Origin of the sequence: Tepidimicrobium xylanilyticum, from assembly GCF_900106765.1 — a bacterium.
Lineage (GTDB): Bacteria > Bacillota > Clostridia > Tissierellales > Tepidimicrobiaceae > Tepidimicrobium > Tepidimicrobium xylanilyticum.
Genome location: NZ_FNNG01000001.1, coordinates 354,552 through 379,192 on the forward strand (window position 1 = coordinate 354,552; position 24,641 = coordinate 379,192).

Consider the following 24,641-nt stretch of genomic DNA (forward strand, 5'->3'; position numbering starts at 1 on the left):
TTCTTCTCCTTTTAATTAATTCCCTTATGTAAATATTTACTACAGTCCCTTCAAATCCTCTAAATAGGGCATTCCCTCTTGTGCACCAATTTTAGTTACCGATATGGCAGCTGCCTTATTTGCAAATAACAAGCTTTCATATAAACTATTACCTTCTACAATTGCTACAGCAAAAGCACCATTAAAAGAATCTCCTGCACCAGTTGTATCTACCACATCTACCTTAAAGGCTGGTATATTAACTTTTTTATTTCCATCGTGGTATAAAACGCCTTTATCTCCCACTGTAACAATCAATTTGTTCGGATACTTAGTTAGTAACCCATCTGTATTGGGGTTACCAAAGGCTATCTTACATTCATGTTCATTAGGCGTTAAATAATCTATCTTGTTCACAATGCTTTCCTTAAGCTTAACTGCAGGAGCTGGATTTAAAATGACCTTAATATCTTTCCCAAAGCATAAATCTATAATGTGTTCAATAACTTCCATGGGAATCTCATTTTGAAGCAGTATAAGTTTAGAATTTAATAATATATCCATATTTTTATCTATCATATCTTTTGAAATAGAATAATTTGCACCAGGTATTACAATTATACTATTATCTTCTTCAGCAACCACTATATTTGCCACTCCGGTAGGAACATCATCTACTATTTGAATATATTGGGTTTCAACGTTATTCCCCCTCAAGTTTTCTATCAACTTCTTCCCATTATCATCATTTCCAACACAGCCAATAAAACCCACCTTTTTACCTAGCCTTGCTGCAGCTATGGCTTGGTTTGCTCCTTTGCCCCCTGGAAGAACCTTAAAGTCTTTACCCATTACAGTTTCACCTGCTTTTGGCCTTATATCAGATATAAAAACCAAATCAGCATTTATACTCCCTATAACTAAAATATCAAACATAGGCATTTTCCTTTCATTTAAGTACTAAATATTTTTTAGGCTTTCTATACTAATCCTCAATATAATTTTACTTAGCCCTTGTTTCTGCTATTTACATATTTCATCTAGCTTTTTAAACCCCTCGAAAAGTATATCAATAAATCTCTCTCTATCAATATTGAGTAAAACTCTTGCATTAGGCCTTTCGTATTTTACCCATTCCCTAAGATCAGCGAAAGTCTTACCCCTACTAGGCCCGTCTGAAGTATCTATATAAACTTGTAAATCCTTGTATTCAAATATTTCAGGATGTAATAAATACATTATGCTGCAAACATCATGTAATGGATAGGAAGAATAACCTTCCCTACGATGGTATCTAGTATAAAAATGTAAAAGTTCTCCGCACATTTTAGATATCCTTCCATCCATAGCCCTCAATTTTTCAATTTCTTCATCGGTAATAGCAGCTTTATGGGTCACTTCTAATCCACTCATTATGATTGGAATGCCTGAATTGAATACTATCTTAGCTGCTTCCGGGTCTACATATATGTTAAATTCAGCATTAGGAGTATAATTCCCAGAATATATAGAGCCCCCCATTAAGGATATTGCTTCCACCTTTTCCTTTATCTCTGGAAAAGCAGAGAATAATAAGCCAATATTTGTAAGAGGCCCTGTTGGAACTAAAATTACCTTATCCTCCAAATTCATTATCTTTTCGTACATAAAGGTCATTGCATTGGTAGAGTCTAGTTGGAAGGTAGGTTCTGGAAAATCCCAACCATCTAATCCAGTTTCTCCATGAACTTCTTTTCCTGTTGTTAATTCCCTAATAATAGGTTTTGCTGCTCCACTTGCTGCTGGTGTAGATATTCCCAAATAAGTATAAAGCTTACGAAGGTTTAAAGTTACCCTTTCCAAGGTTTGGTTTCCAGCCACAGTGGTAACTCCCAAAATATTAAACTTGTCCTGATTTGCTAAAGCAAGTAATATAGCCATCACATCATCATGACCTGGGTCGCAATCTATGATAATATTTTTCTTTGTCATATTCTACCTCCTCTATAAATTATAATACCCTTAACAAACATTATAATATAAGTTTATCCATTTTCTACCCCTCGAAAAGGGCTGAAAAATATAAACTTGTAATCGATTACAGCTAAAATACTGTAATCAATTACAAGTTATTAATTTAATCATTAAACTAAAACTTAAAAAGATTTAACCCCACTTCTTCATTAAATTCCCTGTCTACTTCTCCGTCTATTGTATCTATTATTATTTCGCCTGTAGCACTAATTACTGCTGAAGTTAAGTGGCCTCCATATGCATTATAACTAGGATCAGCTAGGGTAACATGAAGATGCAGATAAACCTCTCCTCCCATTTGGCTAACATTACCTGTTAGGCTTGTGATTTCCATGTCTCCTGTTAATTCCTTGGAGTGATATTTCTTGGTACTAGTTTCAAACAAGCCTACTACTGCCCTATTTGTAGCTCCAATACCAGTAACAGAAGCAAGTTTAATTCCCTCTTTGCTACATAAAGTCTTGATAGATTCTACTATCTCTTCTCCTTTATCCAATCTAAGTACATATTTACTTCCAAATCTCTTATAATCCATATTCATCCCTTCCTTTGTAATAATTTTATTATAAAGTCCTATATATTTTCTTCCCAATATATCCTCTATTATATCATATCAAAAAATTTCATTAAAAAAAGACACTCTCAAGGAATGTCTTTAATCAACGAAATCTATAGGTGGTATGGTCATTTCCTAAATATTCAACCTTTGCATAAATCCGTACAATATTACTTTCTCCATCATAGCTAATGTCTACATCTACAGGTTTTCCATCATCTCCCCTATATTCTAAATGCCTTTCTAAAATATTCAAGGCGTAATCTTTGTTGTACTCATCATAATCCTTTTTATATTCATCTGCAGAAATTTCTAAAACTAGATTATGTTTTCCGTCATCCACCATCCTTCTTTCTATAATATTGTCAAAATTCATTTAACACCCTCCTAAAAAACATTTTATATTATATTCTCACTTTTACAGATATTTATGTTTATACTTTCTAAATATATTTAAAAAAAATTATAAAGCTCTATACTTGGAATATTTTAAGCTATAATGGTAAAAATAGACTTATATTGATTTGTTGGAGGGATTTTCATGGATATTAATAATCAAAACAACATTCAAGACTTGCCAAAATCCTATTGGCTTGCCTCTACCCCTACCACTGAATATCCTCCTTTGCAAGAGGATATAGAGGTAGATATAGCCATTATAGGCGGTGGATTAGCAGGTATATCCTGTGCCTATCTTTTGGAAAAGGAAAAGTTTAAAATTGCAATTTTAGAATCCGATAGGATTTGCCAAGGGACTACAGCCCATACTACAGCTAAGATCACATCCCAACATGGACTAATATACAATAAAATCAAAACCAAAATGGGTATAGAATTAGCTCGCCAATATGCTGAAATCAACGAAAGAGCAATAAATAAAATTAAAGGCATTATTGAAGAAAACAATATTCAGTGCGATTTTATATCCCAACCTGCTTTTGTTTTCACGCAGGATGAAAAATATGTAAAGAAGATTGAAGATGAGGTAAAAACTGTATCGGAATTGGGTATTAAAGCTTCTTTCATCGATAAAATACCCTTTCCCATACCCATTAAAGCTGCTATACGCTTTGATGACCAAGCTCAATTCCATCCAAGGAAATATGTATTAGCCTTAACTGAAATTCTTCACAATAAAGGAGTCAGCATTTATGAAAAAACTAGAGCAGTTAATATAGAAGAAAATGATAAATATATAATTACTACTGAAAAAGGAAATAGAGTAAAGGCAAAAAGGGTTATAATTGCATCCCAATATCCCTTTTATAATAAGCGAGGTATGTACTTTGCTAGGCTTTTTCCCATTAGATCCTATATAGTAGGAATTAAAGCTAAGGAAGAGTATCCTTGGGGAATGTATATCAATGCAGAGACTCCCACCCGTTCCCTTCGCTGTCAGAATACGAAAGATGGTGAACTAATTTTAGTAGTTGGATCTAATCATACTACAGGTCAAGAAGAAAATACGGATAAGCACTATGATGAATTAATAGATTTTGCCAATAATACGTTCACAGTAGAGGATATTCCTTACAAATGGTCTACTCAAGACTATATAACTTTAGATGGAATGCCTTATATTGGACATTTTACAGCAGATACCCCTAATATGTATGTTGCTACCGGATTTCAACAATGGGGTATGACCAATAGCGTGGCTTCTGCAATGATTATTAGAGATTTAATAGTAGAAGGAAAAAGCAAATGGCAAGAAGTTTATAATCCATCTCGGAAAAATATTATTGCATCAGCCAAAAACTTTCTGGTAGAAAACTTAAATGTAGCAGCCTATTTATTAAGTGGGAAACTATCCCCTTTAACTGATGATATAGATATTAAACCCGGGGAAGGCAAGGTTTTAAAATTAGAGGGTGAAAGGATTGGAGCTTATAAAACTGAAGAGGGAACCCTTCACTTAGTAAATACTACCTGTCCACACATGGGCTGTGAACTAAACTGGAACTCTGCAGAAAAATCTTGGGATTGTCCCTGCCACGGTTCAAGATTTACCTATGAAGGAGAAATAATTGAAGGTCCTGCAGTTAAACCATTAAGGGCAGGCAATAATGTAAACACCCTAGAAAAGTTGATAAAGGACGATTTTTAAGCAAAAGAGAAGGAACTCTTTTAGAATTCCTTTACATTAATAGGGGGTAACTTCTTCTCTATTTCATCCCTAATGGATTCGTATTGGCTTGGCAGCTTTAAATTTTTCCCCAATTCCCCTACTGGCTCATCTACTGTAAATCCTGGCCCATCAGTAGCTATTTCAAATAGATTTCCGCCTTTCTCCCTAAAATATATGGATTTAAAATATTTCCTATCCCTAACAGGGCTGACTATAAATCCTCTTTCCTTCAACATATTACTCCACTCTATCAGCTCATTCTCATCTTTAACCCTTAGGGCAATATGGTGTACCGTTCCAATACCCATTTTCCCCAAACCCATGGGAGTGGTTTTTAAATCTATTATATTCCCAATAGAAGCTGTAGATTTATACCTGATTACATCCAATCTCTCATCTACCTTTTCAAATTTTAGAACATTCTCCATTATATCCTTCGTTTTTTCTGGAAATAAGGACCGAAGAGTTGCTCCAGCAAATCCCTTAATGGCCGAATGGGAGGCTATACCGTTAAATTCCCATTTGCTTTCTTCTCCACTGTCGGTAAAAACAAGCTCTAATTGTAGGCCATGAGGGTCTTCAAATTGAACATATTCTTCACCAAATTTCTCTCCCTTTACATAGATTATGTTAAATTTCTTAAGTCTCTCTTCCCAGAAATCTATAGAACCTGTTGGAACTGCATAAGAGGTAGTAGATACCTGCCCACCGCCTAATATACCCTTCCTGCCATTGGTATGGGGAAAAAAGGTAATAGCTGTTCCTGGTTTTCCTTCCTTATCTCCATAATAAAAATGGTAAGTATATGGGTCATCGAAGTTTACCGTCTTTTTGATTAACCTCAAGCCTAATACTTCAGTATAAAAGTCTATATTTTCCTGAGGATATCCCACTATAGCTGTAATATGGTGTATCCCAGTAAGTTTATTTGACATTATTTTCAACTCCTTAAATCTACATTCATACCTTTATTATATACTTACCACTAAATAATATAATCTAATCAAATAAGGCCACTCTTTGGTAACCATAATATTAACTGCGTAAGCAACCCAAGAGTAATCTTCTTAAAGTATCCCCAGATAGAGCTTATCCTCCAGCAATAGGCGACAAAATGCTAACGTTATCGTTAGGACCTATCTTAGTTTTAAACATATTCAACTCTATAATATTTTTATTGTTTACAAAAATCAGGCTCCTTTTCAATTCCTCCATATTTAAATTAGATTCCATTACAGATAGTTTAATCAATAATTCCTCGATATTATCCGCTTCTATTATCAATTCATCCAATGCTACTTTAGTACTGAGGATACCAAACAACTTAATTTTAGCCATTAAAATCATCCTTTATTCTATCAGCTTTAATTTTTCCAATTTAGATTGTGTAGGAATTCCATCTTGGTCCCATCCCCTTAGCCTATAATACCTTTCCTTTAACTCATCTAATGGGACATAACTATTGGTCTCATCTTCTTTCTGTTTAACTTTTGTAAGCCTATCTGGCAATGAATCGTCCTTTGACCTTATTCCCCTCTCTACATTATATATCCGTTCCAAATTATACCCTCTATCGCCTATATCTAGTAATTTCCCAAGACTCATCTTCATTCCCGTTACCAACTCAATGGCCTTTATTTGAGGTATAGGAGAATATTTAATAGGCAATAGCCTTTTATCCGCTTTATTAACAAATTTTATTATATTTGCACTTAAACTGGTAGTCAAAAATCTATTTGTTAATCTGGTAATCCTGCTATTGGGATTTTTAACTAGGTATTTTGGCAACATTGAATAAAGCGTAAATAGACAGTTTCCTGCTGAAGAAATAGCCTCCATTAAATTCTGGGTCAAAACGGTAAGCTCCGCTTTTGATTTAGTGGTATAGGGGTCTATAGAAAGGCCTAATCCTTCAAAAAGGACTAGATATCCAGCATTCAAATGACAGCCTCCCCTATTGGATACAGCATACCCTAATCCTTGACCTACAGCAGACCTAGGCTCATAAGCTGAAAGCTCCATTCCCTTAGAATGCATGGCAAATTCAGCACCACCATATTTATTGGAAAGATACCTAGTCCCTTCTGCTAATTCATTTCCTATTCCCCTTCTATAAGCTATATCTTTGAATATATCGGATAAATTCCCCGTTTTCCCAAACTCCAAACCATTTTCCCATAGTCCCTTTTCATTTAATTCCATAGCGAAAGCAATAGTTCCTCCTGTACTTATGGTATCCATTCCAAGCTCATCTAGTTCTAAATTCCACCTCAATATGAGTTGTAAATCATTATTCAATAGATTAGAACCCAAAAGGGCTAGAGTTTCCAGTTCCGGTCCTTTTACTATCCTACCGTCAACTTCTACTTGACGACCGCATTGTATTGGGCATGTTATACAACCTCTGTTTCTTACTAAGAAATCCTTCCTCAGCCTTTCTCCAGATATTTTGTCAAAGTCATGGTAGTTCCCATATTTAAAGTTCTTAGTGGTCAGTACATTTCTATGCTGCATCAAACTAATTAATCCAGCTGTACCAAAGGTGGGTAATTGCTCTCCTGTTAAGGGATGGTTTTTTAATAGTTCTATCCATTTCCTATAGAATTCTTTAGTTCCTTCTACGTTATTAATCTTAGGTTTTAAATTACCCTTAGCAGTTATGGCCTTGATATTCTTATCCCCCATAACTGCTCCTATTCCGCCTCTACCAGCAGTCCTTTCCCCGCTGAATATGCTAGCATACTTTATTAAATTCTCTCCTGCAGGGCCAATAACTACTTTTCCAGCCTTTGGATCTAAGGCTTCTTGTGTTTGCCCTACCATCTTCCCCCATAAATCCTTTGCATCATGGAATAAAACCTCATCCTCGGTAATCTCTATCCATATAGGCGATTCAGATTTATTCTTTATTATCAAAGCATCATATCCTGCTCTTTTTAAATGTATTCCAAAATTACCACCGCAATTTGAAGAAGTAAGTAATCCCGTTAAAGGAGAAATAGTGGATATATTAAACCTACTGGAAGCAGGAGCATTTGTACCAGTCAATGGACCTGTACTTATTACCAAAATATTTTCTTCATCAAAGGCTTGGACATTAGACCCTACATTATCTTTGATTATCTTAGCTGCCATTATCTTTCCACCTAGATAATCTTCCCTTTCACCATCCGACCAAGGATAGAGGCTGGTAGTTCTATTTTTTACATCTATTATCAAAACCTTTCCCATGTACCCACCATATTTAGTCATCGAATTCCTCCTATTTCCTATTTAACATCATTATACAATACATTAATGTCTAATTAAATATAAGTCCTTCTAACTTTAATGTGTGAAAATTAAAATGCAAATAGAAGCATCTTAAAATTCTTTATAAAATAAAACTAAGCTAGTTTAAAACTAGCTTAGTTACCTGATACTGTTAATCTATCTATAATCATTGAGGGGGAGACAAAATAATAATTACCTGATATAGAAAAACCAATATCATCTCCTAAAGCTTCAATTCCTTTTATCATATCATAAAAATTACCTGCGATAGTAATCTGATTTACGGGTTTCACTATCTTTCCATCTTCTATATAATATCCATTGGATGATAAGGAAATCTCTCCAGAAACGGTATTGATACCTGCGTGTAAACCTTGAATATCGGTAATCAACACCCCTGTATCTATAGACCTAATCATCTCCTCTAACGTATTATTACCCATTTCTATATACATATTAGTGGGCATTACTCCTATAGTAGACTTATGAGAAGTTCTAAAACCATTACCAGTAGACTTTATCCCATCTTTTTCTGCTGTTTTATTATTATGAAGAATGGTTTTTAAAATTCCATTTTTGATAATATGCTTAGTAAAGGTAGGAGTCCCTTCATCATCAAACATCCTATTTATTATTCCTCTCTTAAGGAATGGATCCTCGACTATATTTAATAAATCAGAACCTACTTGTTCTCCTATCTTCCCTTTCATCAAAGACATATTCTCCTGAACCATATTTGCTAAAAACACTGGAACCATTGTACCAAATAGATCTGCTGCCACATTATTTCTAAGAATTACTTTATAATTTCCCGAAGGGATAGAACTAGCACCAAGCATATTTACTGCATCTTTAACGGCTTCATCTACCAAAGCGGTTTTATCTTCTTCTAATAAATCATCTATAACTCTATGGGAATAACCCGTTTGTGTATCATCATTATCTTTAGCAACTACAAATAGACTGATAATTGCTGCACCATAGCTATCCTTTAATTCCAGTCCCTTTGTGTTTTTTATATAAACGGTATTTTCATATTCCTCATAATTGCAAGTTTGCACCAGATAAACCCTTTCATCCATAGAATAGGCCATTTTTTCTATAGACTTTAAAAAGGATATCTTTTTTTCATCATCATATTGATTCAATCTATTGGCCCTATCCTTTCTTTCTATTTTAACATGACCTGATAATCTTTCCACATATTCCCTTTCATTGCATTGGGCGTACTGTATGAGATTAGATATTAATTCGTCTATGGAATCCTCCGTTAATTTTTCAGTATATGAATACCCCATCTTCCCATTGTAAACCCCTCTTAAGGACAAGGCCTTTTCTTTGGAAATATTTTGATTTTCAAGCTCTCCCTTGTATATTTTAAATTTAGTAGAAGACTTTTCTACCACATATACTTCCATATCTTCTATCCCCAATTCTTTGCCCCTGTTAAACAATCTATCTATATCCATCGTTAATCCTCCCTTCCCCCTACTGTCATAGATTTGACTCTAATGGTTGGCTGCCCAGCCCCTATGAAAATAGCACCACTACTTGCAAAACAGTAGCCCTGGCCTATTTCCAAATTATTAGCTACCATATCCACATCCATCAATATCCTACTGCCATTTCCAATAAGGGTAGCTCCCCTTACTGGTTTAGTAATTTTTCCATTCTCAATTAAATAGGCTTCGGAAAGGGAAAAGTTAAAATCTCCAGTTGCAGGGTTTACAGATCCAGCATTTATCTGTTTAGCAAATAATCCTCTCTCAGTGTTTGATATTATTTCCTCCTTAGTGCTATCCCCATTATCTATATAGGTATTAGTCATTCTTGAAGTAGGAGCAAATCTATAGGATTGTCTTCTACCTGAAGCAGTTGATTCCAATCCCATCCTTCTTCCATTCAATTTGTCTACCATGTAGGATTTTAAGATTCCTTTTTCTATAAGAATATTTTTCTGGGTCCTCTTACCTTCATCATCAACACCTAAGGAACCCCAGTAATTTGGAATGGAACCATCATCTATTAAAGTTACCACATCCGATGCAATCTTCTGACCTAATTTATTGGAAAAAACAGATACTCCTTTTGCAACAGAGGATGCTTCTAGGCTATGACCACACGCTTCATGAAACATCAATCCACCAAATCCATTATCTATTACTACTGGCATTACTCCAACTGGCGAATAGTCAGCATAGACCATAGTCTTAGCCATTCTAGCTGCTTCTTTGGCATATTCCTCTACATCTATGGTATTGTAAAATTCTAATCCCATTAGAGCACCAGGTCCAACATAACCTGTTTCTAATTGTCCTCCATGTTCCGCCACTGCCATTATTAACATTCTGGTCCTAACCCTTTTATCTTCAACAAAAATACCTTCTGTATTTGCAATTAATACATTTTGTTCCTGATCTATATAGTTAATTGTAACTTGAGTTATTTCCTCTCCATAATTTTTTGCTGCATGGGTAGCCCTCTTCATCAAGTCTACTTTTCGTGATAATTCGACATTTCTAGGAAGTATGTCGAATTGATGAATATATGGTCTTAAAGGTTTATCAAAATTTAAAACCATATCCCTTTCACTTTCTCCAAACATTTTAGCTGCTTTTTTAGTCATATTTATCAAATTGTCCTTAGACAAATCATTAGTATATACGTAAATGCTATTAAGACCACAAAATATCCTGATACCTATGCCAAAATCTTTACCACTCATTCCCTTTTCAATATATCCACCAATTGTAGATATTTCCGTAGTATAATTTTCTTCTAAAAATATTTCTGCAAAATCTCCTCCGTTAGAAATAGCTACATTAAAAATATCTTCTATAACATTCTTGTCTAGCATTAAATTCCTCCTTAAAAGTCAACCACTTTATCAAACTTTTAATATAAATGACAAGCTACAAAATGGTCTTTTTCAATTTCTTTTAATTCTGGACGACTGTTTCTACATTTATCCATTGCACGAGCACACCTTTTGTAAAACTTACAACCTTCTGGTGGATTTATAGGGCTTGGTACTTCTCCCTCCAGCTTAATCCTATTTCTTTCATCCTCTATCTTAGGATCCGGAATTGGTATTGCAGATATCAGAGCCTTTGTATAAGGATGTAATGGTTTCTCATACAAGTTAAAACTTGGTGCCAATTCTACTATTGAACCTAAATACATAACCCCTACTCTATCTGATATATGCTTTACCATAGATAGGTCATGGGATATGAATAGATAAGTAAGCCCCATTTCTTTTTGTAGCTTTACCAAAAGATTAACTATCTGGGCTTGAATTGATACATCTAGAGCTGATATAGGTTCATCGCATACTATAAACTTAGGCTCTACAGCCAAGGCCCTGGCTATTCCAACCCTTTGCCTTTGTCCACCTGAAAGCTCATGAGGAAATCTGGAAGCATGTTCCTGATTCAATCCAACTATCTCTAGTAATTCATTAATCCTCTTCTCCCTTTCCTTATGAGTTAATTTAAAATGTACATCCATACCCTCCGCAATTATCTCGCTTATGGTCATCCTTGGATCTAGAGATGCATAAGGGTCTTGAAAAATAATTTGGGCGTTTTTTTTGAATTTAAGCTTTTCACTTCGGTTCATAGCATGTACATCTTGTCCATCAAAATACACATGCCCTTCAGTAGCATTATAAATACCCAATATAGTCCTTCCACATGTAGTCTTACCACAACCAGATTCTCCTACCAACCCTAAAGTTTCTCCTTCTTTAATGTTAAAGCTTACATCATCTACCGCCTTTAATACCATGTCTTTCCCAACGTTAAAGTACTTCTTCAAATTAACTACTTCTATTAGATTCTTCTTACTCATTTACTTCACCTCGCACTACTTCTGATCGATTAACTTTAGGTGCATTAGGATGTTGTAGCCAACAAGATAGACTATGGGTGGTAGATAGTTGAGTTTCAATAGGTTTTCTTTCCAAGCATATTTCCATTGCATATTCGCACCTAGAACTAAAAGCACATCCTTGTAAAGGTAGAATTAAATCTGGCGGAGTCCCACCTAAAGCATATAGCTGTTCCTTACTTTCCGTATCTAAGCGAGGCACAGAATTTAACAGCGCCCAAGTATAGGGGTGCATACTCTTATAAAATATTTCTTCTCTTGTACCCCTTTCAACTATTTCTCCTGCATACATAACCTGTACTTTATCAGCAAAATTAGCTACAACTCCCAAGTCATGGGTTATAAGTATTATTGCTGTATTGAATGTATGTTTTAACTCGTTTAACAAGTCCATTATTTGAGCTTGTATTGTCACATCTAATGCAGTTGTAGGCTCATCCGCTATTAAAATCTTTGGATTACAGGAAATAGCCATGGCTATCATAACCCTTTGCCGCATTCCTCCAGAAAGTTGATGGGGATAATTATTTATTCTTTCCTCTGGATTAGGTATATTAACAGTTCTTAATAGTTCTATTGCTTCCTTTTTAGCTTCATCTTTTTTCATTCCCTTATGGATTATCAGTGCTTCCATAATCTGTTTTCCAATTGTCATTGTAGGGTTCAAGGATGTCATTGGGTCTTGGAATATCATACTCACATCTGCCCCTCTGAAGGACTTTAGCCTCTTTTTGCTCATCCTTGTTACATCTTCTGTTCCATTGAATATTATCTGGGAACCTTCCTTTATCTCGGTTGGAGGCTCTTTCAATAATCTCATGATAGATTTAGCTGTAACAGTCTTACCACAGCCAGATTCTCCTACAATTGCTAATGATTCACCCCTATTTAAATCGAAACTTACACCTCTTACCGCTTTTACTTCCCCAGCGTAAGTATGGAATGAAACATTTAAATTCCTTACTTCAAGTATTTTCTCCATTTTTCTTCCTCCCTTACTCTCTTAGTCTTGGGTCAAGTGCATCTCTAAGACCATCCCCTAAAAGGGTAAAAGACAACATGGTCAAAGCAATCATCAAGCCTGGAAAAAATAATTGATAGGGATAGAATATAAAATTACGTTGAGCAGCAGATGCTAATGCACCCCAAGAAGTGTTGGGAGGCTGAATTCCAAGTCCTATGTAAGACAGAAAAGATTCTGAGAATATATAACCTGGAATGTTAAATGTAATAGACACTATCAATACATTTAGCACATTGGGTATAAAATGTCTTACAATTATCTTCGATGGCCTTACACCTAATGCCTCAGCTGCTAATATATACTCCTGGGATTTTACCTGTAGCATTTGGCCCCTAACCATACGAGCTGTACCACACCAGCCAGTTAAGGTCAAAGATATTAACATTGTTCCTAAGCTTCTTGAGTCAGTTAATATAGAAATAAGTATTACTACTAATAAATATGGGACACTTAAAAGTATTTCTACTATTCTCATCATTATCGTATCTACCTTGCCACCAAAATATGCTGAAATTCCTCCATAAATAGTACCAACTACTGCAGAAATAAGTGCTCCTGTAATACCTATTACTATAGATACTCTACCTGCTATCCAAACTCGTGCAAATATATCTCGTCCCAATTCATCCGTTCCAAACCAATGCTCTTTACTGGGTCTTTGATTTATTTTAGTAGAATCAACCTCTTTAAAATCATATCCACTTAATGCGGGACCTATTATAGTCATAATTGCAATAGTAATTAATATAATTAAAGATATTGTAGCAACTTTATTGGTCTTTAATCTTCTCCATGCATCTTGCCAGTATCCTATCTGTGGCCTAGCTATCTTTTCCGATTCCTTAGAATCTATTTGAACCCTCTTAAATTTATCTTTTGGAATCGCTTCCATAATTAAACCCCCTATCTATTTATCCTTACCTGATACCCTTATTCTTGGGTCTACTATTCCATATAATATATCTGTAACTAGCTGAGCTATTACAAATAATGCCGCATAAAAAACGGTAGTACCAATGATCATAGTATAGTCCCTATCATTAATGGAAGTTACATAATAAGAACCAAGGCCTGGAATTCCAAAAATACGCTCTATTACAAAGGAACCTGTAAATATTCCGGCTATCTGAGGGCCAATAATAGTAATAGCAGGCAAAATGGCATTTCTTAAAACATGATTTACTATTATATTAAAAGTGCCAACTCCTTTTGCTTGAGCTGTTAGAATATAATCCTGATTAATTACCTCCAATACATTTGACCTCATATATCTAGCGTAGGTTGCTATTGAACCAAAAGCCAAAGCAATAGTAGGAATAATTGTATGTTTAAATTCTCCCCAACCAGTAGTAGGAAGTATCTGATATTTGACAGAAAAAGTATACTGAAGTATTGATGCTATTATAAAAATGGGAACTGTAACACCCAAAATAGCTACAAACATGACCAGATAATCAGGCCATTTATTTCTAAATAAAGCTGCAATAATACCTAATACAATCCCAATGGTTATCCCGATGGCAATTGCTTGTATTCCTAGTCTTCCCGATACTTTTGAATGTGTTAAGATAGTATCTGTAACTGATCTACCAGGATACCTTAATGATTGGCCTAGATCCCCTTCAGTTATTAAGTTCTTCATGAACTTACCATACTGAACTATTACTGGCTGATCTAACCCATATTTCCTATAATAATTCTCCTTTATCTGATCAGGTAAATTTTTAGCCATATGGGCTAATGGATCACCGGGTATACTGTGCATCAGAAAAAAAGTAATGGTAGTTATAATAAAGAGGGTTAAAAACATATAACCTATTCTTTTTATTATGTATCTGCCCATTTAGTGATTCTCCTTCCTTAGACTTTAAGATAGCAGTTTGTTAATCAACAAACTGCTATCCAAATTTTATCTATTACCTTCCTTGAGTATAACCATATTTCCATCCAGCTGTACCAAATGGTGTAGCACTTAATCCATGAACATATTTATATCTAAATATATTTGATTTTGGATAAACTGATGGAGCTACTACTGATTCTTCGTATAATAGAATATTTTCAGCTTCCCTATAATACTCTAAACGTTTTTGATCATCCATTTCTGCAGCTGCTAAGTCAATCAACTCATCATATCTTTCATTTGTCCAACCAGTTGCTATGGCAGTAGAGTCGGATTTCAATAAGCTTAGCATTGATGCTGGGTCATTATATTCTGCTCCCCATCCCATATAACCTATCTGGAATTCGCCTTTCATAATATTTGAGTTGAATATTGGCCACTCTAACTGCTCAATTTCTATGTTAACCCCAAGATTTCTATTATACATCTGTTGCAAATATTCTCCATAGGTTCTAAACCACTGATCTGTTCCACCTAATGAAATTTTCACAGTTAAGTTCTCTGGATTAGTATCCATTCCCAATTCTTCCAATCCTTTAATAAGCAATGCTTTTGGATCTGGGTTTTCTTCAGCAAGTTTTTTTAGTGGCCCTTCGACTACAGATCTGTATTCCTGATCTCCTAATGAAATGCTTGGTGGCACCCAGCCATAGGCAGGCTCATGTATTCCGTGGAATATAACATTTGACAATTCTTGTCTATCAATAGCAAGTGAAAATGCTTTCCTTATATTGGCATTTTCAAATACGTCATCCTTAGTATTGAAGAATAGATAGAAAGTTGATGGATTAATAATCTCAATATGTCGTAAACTATCTTCTGAACTAAATTTCTCTATCCATTCTGGACTCCCAACGCTTGCTGTATCGATGGATTTATTGGACAATGAATTATATATAGCATTTTCATCAGATATTATCTTCATGCTTACATTTTCAAACTTAACATTTTCCGCATCCCAGTAGTTTGAATTCTTAGTAAATTTAAGTTCACTATTATGTATCCATTCAGTTAAAATAAATGGTCCATTATATACTATGGTATCTGGCTCTGTACCATAAGTATCACCATATTTCTCTACTATATCTTTTCTCTGCGGTAACATTACTCTTTGATATGTTAACTGCACAAAATATGGAGTTGAATATTCTAATGTTATTTCTAAGGTCTTATCATCAAGTGCTTTAACGCCAAGCTCATCTACTGGAAGCTCTCCACTATTTACTGCTGCTGCATTCTTTATTGGAGTTAATAGATAAGCATAAGGTGAACCAGTATTTGGGTCTAAAGATCGTTTAATACCATATTCATAATCATGAGCTGTTACTGGCTCTCCATCAGACCATTTGTTATCCCTTAAATAGAAAGTCCATACTGTGCCATCTTCATTAACATCCCATCTTTCAGCACCAGCCGGAGCCAATATATTATTTAAGTTCTCGTCTTCTTCCAATCTAGTTAAAGGTTCTAATACATTGTTTAATACTGTATTGGAATAAGAATCTGAACCTTTTGATGGGTCTAAAGTACTAGGTTCTGCTACAAGATATCCATTAAGATACTGTTCACTATCAATACCAATTTCACTGTTTTCAACTTGTTCTCCTTCTTGTGCAGCTTGTCCTGTTTCCTTGCTATCTCCACCACATCCAACTAACCCTGTCAAAATTAGAGTTAGTATAAGAAACAAGGACAAATACTTCTTGATTTTCATTAAAATCCCTCCCATTTTTGTTAATTTAATTATTAACTAATCTAATACTATTAACTACAATATAGATATAGTTAATAGTTTAACTATTACCTTAAGTATAGAATATTTTCTAACACGTGTCAATAATTTCTAACATGCCTTTTAATCTTCTATTGCTGCTTGGATACACATATCTTTAGTAAAATCATCATTAGGAGTAGCATCTACTTGAATATGGGGTATAGTTTTAGTTTCCATATTGATAGTGCCATCACTATTTATACCTAACTCAGCACTGAATCGAATTACAAATCCGCTATTTGGCAAATACGCAAATGGTATTTCTGGAAAAACTCTATCCCCACCAGTAGGTTCTCCTATCAAGGTAGCAAAGCCAGAATCCTTTGCAAAGGAAGCAAACTTCTCTGCAGATGAAAATACATATCTATCAACTAACAAGTAAACCTTCCCCTTAAAATCCAATACGTTCCAAGGCTGAACCATAACTACATTTTTAGAATAATAATCGTAATCCTCCCTTACTTCAGGTGGAAACTCATTCAGTATTCCCTCATCTAAGTCTTCTATGGGTTTGCTAAAGGGAACCTTATATAAATCATACTTATCCCTGTAGTCACCTCTGTAAAAGGAATAATATTCAACTTTTAATGTCTCATCTATTAAGAAGCCTACAATATTCTTCCAATAGTCGTCAAAACCTCCTGTATTACCCCTAATATCAATAATTAATTTGTCATAATCTTCTACTTCCTTTAAAAATGCTTCCACTTTTACATAATCTTCCTTTATATGGTTGTAAGACATAGAATCTATTTTCATATAAGCTACCTCATCCTCAATCAATATGTCAGTTTTTAATACTTCATCGTCAATAATTAAAAAATCGGAATTTGGATCTAGGTCTATATTCTCAACATTTCCGTCAAAACCATAGCGTTCCATGGATTTTTCATAATTCAATATCGGATGTTCATATGGATAAAAATGTTTATAATATCTCTTATATACATCGCCACTAAATATATGGGTATGAGGATTATTTAAATCGCTCAAAATATTGTCTAAGGCTACGAAAAATTCAGCATCATTTTTTGTATTTTTAATCATCTTTTCATATTTGCTTTTATTCTTTAGCCAATCTACATTATGTAATCTTTTATTTACTTTGAAAAAAGGATAGTTTTCTTTCAAAAGTGTATACATATACTCAAAATCTTCCAATTTTTCATCTGTAGACATATTAGTTTCAATTATTCCATAGGCTTCAGCATCCTCTGCAGTAATAGCAATATCGTCATTAGAGCAGCCTATCAACCCGAACATAATTGTGATTAAAATAACATAGATAATTATAAATCTCCTTTTTTCCATAATATCCCCCTTCTTTTATAACAATAAATATTAAATATAGGACCAAGCCTAATATAAATTTGATTTTAATATAGTATATATTAAAAATATTTAATATTCAATGATTTTCTTATATAGTTAGAAAATTTTCTATTTATATTTTATTCTTTATTTATCAAATACTTTGTGGTATTATTTAGTATATCGAAAGGAGGTGGACAAATGGAGTATAAGATTGAATATAATAAGGCCATAGAATTTGTGGAATCCATGTTTAAATACACCATTAATAGATACCATAGAATTAATTGGGGTAGGAATATCGTTCAAGAAAATCTTACAAATGATATTTTAGATTTCGCCCCAAGCAAAAAAGTAAAAGACTGGTTAAAATACGTGGATGACAATATATCTCCCATATTTAGGAATGACTTAATATTTGTTGCTAACACTACCATAGATATGGTGGATGCTTCCATTGAGATCATACTTGAAAAGGATTTCAAGGAGCCCTTAATGCTCATAGAATATATTAAATCTATAGAAGCCAATGAATTGGTTAGACTCATGTATAATAGATTCGATATAGAGCTACCTTTTGACAGTGATGATGTATTAATTAAAAATGCTTTAATGGATACATACGATGAAGAGAAAGCCTTGATTTTTATGCAAATAAAGAATCATCCTGAGGAATATAAAAAAAAGGTTATAGAAGTATACGAAACCTTTTATCGCTTATATTATCAACCCTTTGAAGAAAAAGTGTACGAATTTATGGAAGAAAAACGTGATAAACATAACGAATTATTTCAAAAGGATCCTATTGAATTTTTAAATACCATAGGATTAGCAGATTACACTGAATTTATAACTAATGAAAAAAAGTTAAAAATGATTGAAAGCTTTTACATAGATTTAGGTCTTTTCCATTATTACGTTGATGATACTTTTATAATATTATTTGGACATTCAATAGAACACAAATTTAATCATAAATTAAATCATGAACAATGTAAGAACCTCTTCAAAGCTCTTTCCGATGAAACAAGATTAGAAATTATAAGAATGACCAGTAAGCGTCCTTGGTATAACAGAGAACTAGCCAATTATTTTAATCTATCAACAGCAACTCTATCCTACCATTTAAACCTTCTCTTAAATCTCGGAATACTTAATTTTGAGCCTAGTATAAAAAATAGATATTATTATACTACAAATAAGAAAAATCTAAAGAATTTGTTCGATATAGCTTATAAAATAATAGTGGAGCAATAGAGTTTACTTTACTCTATTGCTCCTTTTCCCTTATAAGGCTCGTCTTAATATTTCCAAAACATCATCATAATATAATGGTTTGAAATTGCCTATTACCCCGCCTTTGTCATCGATTGCGGCCTGTGCCATTTTTTCTAGATTTTCTTCCCCTATTCCGACTTCCCTTAATGATTTAGGCAATCCTATTGAAGTAAAGAATTCGCTAGTCTTTTCTATTGCCTCCTTAGCTATTTCATACTTATCCTTATTGGGATCTATTCCCCATACATTTACTCCATATTCTGCGAACTTGTCTACCCTTTCGTCATCTAGTACGTACTCCATCCATACTGGAGTTAAGATTGCCAAGGCTACACCATGAGTTAACCCGTAATAAGCTGTCAACTCTTGAGCTATACCATGAACACTCCAGATGGCATTTTTACCGCATAAAACAAGTCCATTTATTGCATTGGGAGCAGCCCACATTATGTTGGCTTTTGCTTCATAGTTTTCCGCTTCATCATAGGCTATCTTACCATACTTTATACAGGTTTTTAGTATTGCTTCTGCAAACCTATCCTGTAGGTAAGCTCCATCATTTAAGGTAAAATAACTTTCAAAAGTATGACTCATTATATCAGCTATACCTGCTGCTGTTTGCTCCTTTGGAAGAGTAAAAGTATAAGTTGGATCTAATATAGAGAATTTAGGCATTAAATTTGAATGCATTATATGCAGCTTTTGTTTTGTCTCCCTATTAGATATGACTGCACCTGAATTCATTTCTGAACCAGTTGCTGACATTGTAAGAACAACTCCAAGGGGTAGTGCATTAGTTACTGGTGCCTTCTTGGATACAAGATCCCAAGGGTCTCCATCATAATAGTATCCCGCAGCTATTGCCTTTGAACAATCTATGGTGCTGCCTCCTCCAATTGCTAAAATAAGATCTACATTATTATCCTTGCAGATTTTCACACCTTCTCTTACACTTTTGATATCAGGATTAGGTTCTATGCCTGATAACTCATAAAACTCTATATTATTTTGGTTTAATATATCAGTTACCCTATCATATATACCATTCTTCTTAATACTTCCTCCCCCATAGGTTAAAAGTACTTTTGTTCCATAGTCTTTTATCTGTTCTTCTAAAACATCCACTTGACCTTTACCAAAGAATATTTTAGTTGGTATTGAATAATTGAAATTTAGCATATAAAATCCCTCCAGTATTATGCTTTGCCTTTTGCACCTAATTTAACTAGGTATTCCCTGATTACTGGAACAGCCGCTTCATTAGCTGGTTTCCATATTGTAGGAGTATATAATTTCTCCAATGGTTGTGTAGTTAATATCTCCTTAGCTTTTTCCCTTATTGGTATTTGCAAATCTGTGAATACATTAACCTTTGAAATTCCTAATGGTGGAGTTTTTTCCATACCTGGAGTCCCAGAACCTCCATGTAATACTAATGGTATGGACACCTTTTCACTTATCTTTTTAAGTATATCTAAATCAAGCTTTGGTTCATACTTATACAATCCATGAGCTGTACCAATTGCAACAGCTAGAAAATCTACATTGGTTAATTCAACAAACTTAGCTGCTTCGTCTGGATCTGTATACATCTTCTTATTCTCTTCTTCATCACTAGAGCCTTGTCCTACATGACCTAATTCAGCTTCTACAGCTACTCCAACAGAATGAGCCAATTTTACAATTTCCTTTGTTATTCTTACATTCTCATCAAAAGGCTTTTGGGATGCATCAATCATGACGGAACTAAATCCCGCTTTTATGGCCTTTACGAAGGTCGCATACCTATAGGAATGGTCCAAGTGAAAAGCTACAGGTACTTTTGCCTCACTAGCAGCAACCTTAACTATCGCAGCTATATATTCTGCACCATAAGTATCTATAGTGGTTTCTGTAGCCTCTAATAGACAAGGTGCATTTTCTTCCTCACATACCTTCACCACCGTCTGAATACTTTGCATGTCGGTTACGTTGAAAGCTGGTACAGCATAACCTTCCTTTCTGGCCTTTACTAAAATCTCTTTAGTAGTAACTAATGGCATTTAAACTCCTCCTTAAATTATTATTTTATATAAAAATTTATTTCAATACTTTACAGAGAATAGAATTAATTTCAGCCATTACATTCTCTATCTGAGTTGGTTGTCTACTTGGTATTTTTATGATGAAATCTACAATTTCTTTTAATTTGCCCCCACTTTCACCAGTTATGGCAACTGTATAGGCTCCTTTAACTTTTGCCTTTTCTATTCCATTTATTACATTTAACGAATTTCCACTGGTGCTTAATCCGATAACTAAGTCGTTTTGCGAAGCATATACCTCTACTTGTTTTTTATAGATGTTTTCAAATCCATAGTCGTTAGATAGGGTAGTTATTATGTCTACATTTGAAGATAAGGACAATACTGGTCTACCTTCTTTGCCAGATTTAAACCTACCTATAAATGATGCTGCCATTATGTTGGCTACTCCAGCGCAACCTCCATTACCAAATGCTATTATCTTATTCCCATTCTCAAAAGTTTTTTCAAACAAATCTGCTAGTTTTACTATATCTTCAACTAGAACTGATTTACACCTTTCTGACGTATTCTTAGTTTCATCCAAAAAATTCACTATAAGGCTTTTATCAATCATAGCCTTCCCCTTTCTTTATTATGGAATTTACTACCTTTTTAAAATGGAGGATTCACATTATCTCCTAATTCTACAAAGATTGTTTTAGAACGCATATATTTATGAATTCCTGCCACTCCTATTCCACTTTGTTTCCAACCTGCTCCGGGAGATTCTACCATTCCTTTGCTGAAATAGGTATTAATATAAATTTGTCCACCTTTAATCTTAGCTGCTACCCTATGGGCTCTTGCCACATCCTTTGTAAATACAGCTCCTGCTAATCCATAATCCACTAAATTTGCTAAGTTTATAGCTTCTTCCTCCGTTTTAAATTTACTTACACATACTACAGGTCCAAATATTTCTTCCTGAAAAATTGTCATTTCAGGAGTTATATCAGTAAAAATAGTAGGTAATATGAAATTACCATCCTTCAATTCTTCTGCAACACATCTACCATCTTTAATTAAAGTTGCCCCTTCTTTAATCCCTTTCTCTATATAGTTGCACACATTATTGTAATGCTCTTTTGAAATTAGGGGACCAAAATTCACACCTTTTTCATAATTAAATCCATCACCTGGTTTAAATTCATTACTATACCTGCATAAGGCTTCTACAAATTTATCATAAATAGACTCCTGAACTATTATTCTGGTACCGGATACACACACTTGTCCAGAATTTAATGTAAATCCATGTAATGCCCATTTGGCTGCATTTTCTATATCTACATCTTCAAAAATGATATTAGGGCTTTTCCCTCCTAATTCTAACGCTAAATCCTTTATAGTAGAACTAGCTGCATTAAATACCTTTCTGCCCGTTTCTGTTCCTCCTGTCATAGATATCATGTCCACATCCTTGTCTTTGACAAGAACTTCTCCTACCAAAGATCCTGGACCTGTTACAATATTCACTACCCCTTTAGGGAATCCCGCCTCTTCAAACACAGAGGCTAAAGCCAACCAACTTAAAGATGCCCAAGAAGAAGGTTTTACAATTACAGTATTTCCTGCAGCCAAAATAGCAGCAATTTTCTGGCAACCCATCATCAATGGGCCATTCCAAGGCAATATTTCAGCTACAACTCCATAGGGTTCCCAATTTACATAATTTAAATAGTTTCCACCACCATCTACAGGGACTACCTTCCCTTCTATGCACCTAGCCTTCCCTGCGTAGTATTCAAAAGCATCTAAGCTTTGAGGCAATTCATAATATAGTACGCTGGGATAGAGTTTCCCACAATCCAGTGTTTCCAAACAAGCAAATTCCTCCTGCTTTTTAGCCAATGTATCTTTGAATTTTAAAAGTAGTTTACTCCTTTCCAAATTAGTCATCTTACCCCAGGGTCCCTTATCAAATGCATCTTTGGCAGCTTTTATTGCTTTTTTTACATCATTTTCTCCACCTTTATATACTTTTGCAAAAGACTGATTATTTACAGGATTTATTACATCCATAGTTTCTCCTGATTCTGATTCAAGGAACTCACCATTTATATAAAGCTTATAGGGTTCATCTTTAACATATTTATAAGGATCCATCAAAGTCACTACCCCCTTATAAGTAAATCTAATAGGCTTCAGCAAATAGTTTGCCATGCCCCGATTGATTTCCTGAACAATAGAAATGAGTAGTCGTATCAAAGGTTATACTCTTATTTGCTGGGGGGAAGTATCCACCTGATTCCTTATTAAGTCTCAATACTTCACCACCAACTACCCTTTCAACCTTCGGCAGTGTGTAAGGCTTTTCTATTGAGCCACCACTAATTATGGCATCCGCTTCTGGAACATCATCTACTAAAAGTATTCCTTCCGTTCCATCTACTCCCCCAAATTCAAATGTAATGGTTGAAGCTTTTATTCCATTCTTTTCTGCGGCTTGGATTGTTAACATCCCATCTACAGCTGCATTTCCTCCACCTTCCCAAGCCATTATAAGTCCATCCGCTCCTAAATACTTAGCCAACTTAACACAGAAATTAGCAGAACGTTCCTTATGCCAATTGGTAGGATTATGACTTCTGCTCAATATTACACCTCTAAAGTTCAGTTCCTTATTGTGAAGTCTATATAGTTCTAACAATATGGGATGATTTACATGCAAATAGGTTGGCACTTTGAATGCTGGCCATACATAATTCCCACTTACAATACAACCATCTAACATCTCATTTGGGTGCAATAAGGTTGGCACTAAATTAGATATATCATGACCGTATAAATAGGTATTTGAATAAACTCCTTGATTTTGACATTGCCATACCAATACTACATTGGGTAGTTCAGGGTTTATATTGGATATGGAAAATTCTTCTACTTCATTTGGGACTTGTCCTACAGTTAACTCAGCCAAAATTTCCGAAACCTTTAGTCCACAAAGTCTAATATCATTATCATATTCTGCTGATGATTTTCCTTCTAAAAGCTTATAAGTTATAACTAGATTGATAGTTTGTGAAAAAGGAGTAAATCCAGCAATTGGACCAATCATATCTATAATTGCGTCCCTTGGATATAATAGACCACTGCTAGCACTGCTTTCATCCCATGGTAGAGGGGCACTTTCCATTACAGTGAAACCTCTTAATAAATTTGTTATCCCTTCACCTACTACATTTGGATGGCCAAAAAAACCAGAATATTGCTTCCCAATACCTTCTACTTTGTACATTGGCTGTATTGTGTCTAACACATGGACTATCCTTGCACTTTCCCCAGGTTTAACAAGCTCAAAATCTACATCAGTAACACTTTTCATTAATGGCCTAATTTTTTCTAATAATTCTTCCTCATTAATAGATAATACTCCATCCTTATATTGAGTTTTATCGGAAAAAATCACATCTTTCACATCAAAATACTGCCTTTTAAGTTTCAC

Annotated in this window: 22 protein-coding genes; 2 read left to right on the forward strand and 20 right to left on the reverse strand. The window is 34.5% G+C overall.

Features of this window, described 5'->3' with window-relative positions:
- Nucleotides 1-39: 39 nt before the first annotated feature.
- The 4 genes from rbsK to BLV68_RS01580 all read right to left on the reverse strand — a co-directional run bounded on the left by rbsK (nucleotide 40) and on the right by BLV68_RS01580 (nucleotide 2,924).
- Nucleotides 40-915, reverse strand: coding sequence for a ribokinase (rbsK, locus tag BLV68_RS01565; RefSeq protein WP_093750169.1), 876 nt, complete (start codon nucleotides 913-915; stop codon nucleotides 40-42).
- Between the two features lie 87 nt (nucleotides 916-1,002).
- On the reverse strand, nucleotides 1,003-1,950 hold the full coding sequence (locus BLV68_RS01570; protein WP_093750171.1) for a nucleoside hydrolase: 948 nt from the start codon (nucleotides 1,948-1,950) through the stop codon (nucleotides 1,003-1,005).
- Between the two features lie 157 nt (nucleotides 1,951-2,107).
- Nucleotides 2,108-2,527: a PPC domain-containing DNA-binding protein gene (locus BLV68_RS01575; RefSeq protein ID WP_093750411.1), complete on the reverse strand. Its 420-nt coding sequence runs from the start codon at nucleotides 2,525-2,527 to the stop codon at nucleotides 2,108-2,110.
- Between the two features lie 124 nt (nucleotides 2,528-2,651).
- Nucleotides 2,652-2,924: a hypothetical protein gene (locus tag BLV68_RS01580; protein WP_093750173.1), complete on the reverse strand. Its 273-nt coding sequence runs from the start codon at nucleotides 2,922-2,924 to the stop codon at nucleotides 2,652-2,654.
- A 165-nt stretch (nucleotides 2,925-3,089) separates the two neighbouring features.
- Here BLV68_RS01580 and BLV68_RS01585 point away from each other — a divergent pair, with 165 nt between their 5' ends.
- Entirely contained in the window at nucleotides 3,090-4,655 is a 1,566-nt protein-coding gene (locus tag BLV68_RS01585) for an FAD-dependent oxidoreductase (RefSeq protein WP_093750175.1), read from the forward strand.
- A 20-nt stretch (nucleotides 4,656-4,675) separates the two neighbouring features.
- On the opposite strand, the gene BLV68_RS01590 is transcribed toward BLV68_RS01585, so the two are convergent.
- The 11 genes from BLV68_RS01590 to BLV68_RS01640 all read right to left on the reverse strand — a co-directional run bounded on the left by BLV68_RS01590 (nucleotide 4,676) and on the right by BLV68_RS01640 (nucleotide 17,852).
- A complete protein-coding gene (locus BLV68_RS01590; protein ID WP_093750177.1) occupies nucleotides 4,676-5,611 on the reverse strand; it encodes a ring-cleaving dioxygenase in 936 nt (311 codons plus the stop codon).
- 154 nt (nucleotides 5,612-5,765) lie between these two features.
- Nucleotides 5,766-6,014: a MoaD/ThiS family protein gene (locus BLV68_RS01595; protein ID WP_159428577.1), complete on the reverse strand. Its 249-nt coding sequence runs from the start codon at nucleotides 6,012-6,014 to the stop codon at nucleotides 5,766-5,768.
- Nucleotides 6,015-6,026: 12 nt separating this feature from the next.
- Nucleotides 6,027-7,928, reverse strand: a complete 1,902-nt coding sequence (locus BLV68_RS01600; protein ID WP_093750181.1) for an aldehyde ferredoxin oxidoreductase family protein — start codon at nucleotides 7,926-7,928, stop codon at nucleotides 6,027-6,029.
- A 155-nt stretch (nucleotides 7,929-8,083) separates the two neighbouring features.
- Entirely contained in the window at nucleotides 8,084-9,418 is a 1,335-nt protein-coding gene (locus BLV68_RS01605; RefSeq protein ID WP_093750183.1) for a TldD/PmbA family protein, read from the reverse strand.
- A 2-nt stretch (nucleotides 9,419-9,420) separates the two neighbouring features.
- Nucleotides 9,421-10,806 (reverse strand): TldD/PmbA family protein, encoded by a 1,386-nt coding sequence (locus BLV68_RS01610; protein ID WP_093750185.1) that lies wholly within the window; start codon nucleotides 10,804-10,806, stop codon nucleotides 9,421-9,423.
- A 38-nt stretch (nucleotides 10,807-10,844) separates the two neighbouring features.
- A complete protein-coding gene (locus BLV68_RS01615) occupies nucleotides 10,845-11,801 on the reverse strand; it encodes an ABC transporter ATP-binding protein (protein WP_093750187.1) in 957 nt (318 codons plus the stop codon).
- A complete protein-coding gene (locus BLV68_RS01620) occupies nucleotides 11,794-12,822 on the reverse strand; it encodes an ABC transporter ATP-binding protein (protein ID WP_093750189.1) in 1,029 nt (342 codons plus the stop codon). Before BLV68_RS01620 ends, BLV68_RS01615 begins: the two co-directional genes overlap by 8 nt.
- Nucleotides 12,823-12,835: 13 nt before the next feature.
- A complete protein-coding gene (locus BLV68_RS01625) occupies nucleotides 12,836-13,756 on the reverse strand; it encodes an ABC transporter permease (protein WP_093750191.1) in 921 nt (306 codons plus the stop codon).
- A gap of 15 nt (nucleotides 13,757-13,771) precedes the next feature.
- Entirely contained in the window at nucleotides 13,772-14,707 is a 936-nt protein-coding gene (locus tag BLV68_RS01630; protein WP_093750193.1) for an ABC transporter permease, read from the reverse strand.
- 73 nt (nucleotides 14,708-14,780) lie between these two features.
- The gene (locus BLV68_RS01635; protein WP_159428578.1) at nucleotides 14,781-16,481 is read right to left on the reverse strand and encodes a peptide ABC transporter substrate-binding protein; all 1,701 of its coding nucleotides are present in this window, start codon (nucleotides 16,479-16,481) and stop codon (nucleotides 14,781-14,783) included.
- A 141-nt stretch (nucleotides 16,482-16,622) separates the two neighbouring features.
- Nucleotides 16,623-17,852: a S41 family peptidase gene (locus BLV68_RS01640; protein WP_093750197.1), complete on the reverse strand. Its 1,230-nt coding sequence runs from the start codon at nucleotides 17,850-17,852 to the stop codon at nucleotides 16,623-16,625.
- A gap of 201 nt (nucleotides 17,853-18,053) precedes the next feature.
- On the opposite strand from BLV68_RS01640, the gene BLV68_RS01645 reads away from it, so the two are divergent.
- Nucleotides 18,054-19,109, forward strand: a complete 1,056-nt coding sequence (locus BLV68_RS01645) for an ArsR/SmtB family transcription factor (protein ID WP_093750199.1) — start codon at nucleotides 18,054-18,056, stop codon at nucleotides 19,107-19,109.
- A 30-nt stretch (nucleotides 19,110-19,139) separates the two neighbouring features.
- Here BLV68_RS01645 and BLV68_RS01650 read toward each other — a convergent pair whose 3' ends face one another.
- Genes BLV68_RS01650 through BLV68_RS01670 form a run of 5 tightly spaced genes read right to left on the reverse strand, consistent with a single transcriptional unit; the run spans nucleotide 19,140 to nucleotide 24,641 of the window.
- Entirely contained in the window at nucleotides 19,140-20,309 is a 1,170-nt protein-coding gene (locus tag BLV68_RS01650; protein WP_093750201.1) for an iron-containing alcohol dehydrogenase, read from the reverse strand.
- 17 nt (nucleotides 20,310-20,326) lie between these two features.
- Nucleotides 20,327-21,172 carry a class II fructose-bisphosphate aldolase gene (locus BLV68_RS01655; protein WP_093750203.1) on the reverse strand — a complete coding sequence of 282 codons (846 nt, stop codon included), beginning with the start codon at nucleotides 21,170-21,172 and terminating at the stop codon, nucleotides 20,327-20,329.
- Nucleotides 21,173-21,209: 37 nt separating this feature from the next.
- Nucleotides 21,210-21,770, reverse strand: a complete 561-nt coding sequence (locus BLV68_RS01660; RefSeq protein WP_093750205.1) for a D-sedoheptulose-7-phosphate isomerase — start codon at nucleotides 21,768-21,770, stop codon at nucleotides 21,210-21,212.
- A 38-nt stretch (nucleotides 21,771-21,808) separates the two neighbouring features.
- Nucleotides 21,809-23,302, reverse strand: coding sequence for an aldehyde dehydrogenase family protein (locus tag BLV68_RS01665; RefSeq protein ID WP_093750413.1), 1,494 nt, complete (start codon nucleotides 23,300-23,302; stop codon nucleotides 21,809-21,811).
- A 28-nt stretch (nucleotides 23,303-23,330) separates the two neighbouring features.
- A complete protein-coding gene (locus BLV68_RS01670; RefSeq protein WP_200773594.1) occupies nucleotides 23,331-24,641 on the reverse strand; it encodes a glycine/sarcosine/betaine reductase component B subunit in 1,311 nt (436 codons plus the stop codon).